The following is a 1,779-nucleotide window of genomic DNA, read 5'->3' as shown; positions in this document are numbered from 1 at the left end:
ATCTGGTTTGTGGCATTGGGCCTTCTGCTGCGTCAACAACAAGAAGAGCTCCATCTACCATGCCTAAAATCCTTTCAACTTCTCCGCCGAAGTCTGCGTGCCCAGGTGTATCTACGACATTAATTCTATAATCTTCATAGTTAATGGAGATATTTTTCGATAAAATTGTAATTCCTCTTTCTCTTTCGAGGTCGTTGGAATCCAGGACTCTTTCTTGAATGTTTTCATTTTCTCTATATACGCCGCTTTGTTTTAACATACAATCTACAAGCGTAGTTTTGCCATGATCTACGTGTGCTATTATTGCTATATTTCTCAATTTTGATATTAAATTTTCTGACTTACTCATTTTACGGTATTATCCTTACTTTTAAACTTTGTATTGCTTCTTTTCTCGCTAACTTTTTAACATTTTCCGGCCTGTTTTTTACTGCTACGATCCATCCTGTTTTGGTATTGACGAATAAGAAAAATGCTGCCTGACTTTCGACTAATTTTGCCATATCATCTATTATTAATTCGCCTTTATCAGAAAGTTCAAAAACTGAAAATGATAAAGGATCTGATAATGTGCTATTGATGAAGCCGTCAAATTTTGTACTGTATAGGTTTGAGGTATCTCTTATGAGCTCACGATCTTTGTAAGTGGTAATCCATTTCCATAAATGGTCGATAATAGTGCTTATTTTTGGGTCAGCCATTCCCTTACCCTTTTATATGCGATCCCTATAATTTTTTTAACACAAAGAAAAAATAAATGCCAAACAAGCATTATAAAAATTGTATTAAATCGCAATTTATTTATAGATTATTGAAGAAATCTTGAAATATAAAGTACTTGATTAAACAGGCTCGATTTCTTTTTGGATAATCTTGATGAACATTTCTACCAGATTTTTATCCCATGAAGTACCGGCACCACCTCTTAATATATTTATGGCTTCTTCCTGTGATAAGGCCTTTCTGTAAGGTCTATCACTAATCATACCAAAATATGCGCTTGCTACTGCAATAATTCTTGAACATATTGGAATATCATCACCTGATAAGTTACCCGGATATCCTGAGCCATCCCAGTGTTCACGATAATGTTCTATCATGTATACAATTGGTGCAGCAGATTTTATTGGTTTTAAAATTTCTCTTGCCGTTATAATTGGATGCTCCAGCATCTTTTTTCTTTCTTCGTCATTTAATGGGCCTGGTTTTAACAAAATATTTTCAGGCATCATCAGGTTGCCTAAGTCATGAAGTAATACAGCTAATGTTAATTTCTCAATTTCACTATCTGGCAAGTTCATTGTTTCTGCTAATTGGCTGGTAATTTCTATTTTTTGTTGTGTATATCCACCTTCATACACTGTATCATACGTTTTTACCAGAGATTCAACTACAAAATAAAGAAATCCTGTTAGATTTGTCTCTTGTATCGGGCTTGTTTTTAGTTTTTGAATCAGTTGATTTGCAACGTTTGATGATACTGAAATATGCTGCTTGGTTAAGATATCTATAAATGCATCGAGTGCCAACAATTGCCAATCAGCTTGTTCATCTTTAGTAGCAATTTGAACCTGATTTCTACCGTTTCTCTTAGCTCTATAAAGTGCTTGATCAGCTAATTCTAAGAGCTCATTTAGTGAGCCTGTATGTCTTAATAGTGTAGAGACTCCTATGCTGGCTGTTACCGTTCCTACACCCTCTACAGGCACGGATTCTATTGCTGATCTAAGTCTTTCAGCAGCTATTTTGCCCCCTTCTACATCAATACCTGGCAGAATT

Annotated in this window: 2 protein-coding genes and 1 pseudogene (2 of these 3 only partly in view); all 3 read right to left on the bottom strand. The window is 35.1% G+C overall.

Annotated features, from left to right (window positions below; all coding sequences use genetic code 11):
* Positions 1–349, bottom strand: a pseudogene (locus tag A2255_08340) (GTP-binding protein TypA); it reaches 1,239 nt to the left of the window's first position.
* Position 350: 1 nt separating this feature from the next.
* The gene (locus A2255_08335) at positions 351–701 is read right to left on the bottom strand and encodes a hypothetical protein (protein ID OGI22727.1); all 351 of its coding nucleotides are present in this window, start codon (positions 699–701) and stop codon (positions 351–353) included.
* A gap of 141 nt (positions 702–842) precedes the next feature.
* Positions 843–1,779, bottom strand: partial view of a hypothetical protein gene (locus A2255_08330; protein ID OGI22726.1) — the 3' end only. The gene runs 995 nt beyond the window's last position; only the last 937 of its 1,932 coding nucleotides appear in the window; the start codon falls outside the window, past its right edge — the gene reads right to left on this strand; it ends in the stop codon at positions 843–845.

This window comes from Candidatus Melainabacteria bacterium RIFOXYA2_FULL_32_9, from assembly GCA_001784615.1.
Lineage (GTDB): Bacteria > Cyanobacteriota > Vampirovibrionia > Gastranaerophilales > UBA9579 > UBA9579.
This window is presented reverse-complemented; position numbering and strand designations above follow the sequence as displayed.

What these genes read in the sequence shown, in the direction of transcription:
- A2255_08335 (OGI22727.1), bottom strand. Translation starts at nt 701, where the DNA reads ATGGCTGACCCAAAAATAAGCACTATTATCGACCATTTATGGAAATGG.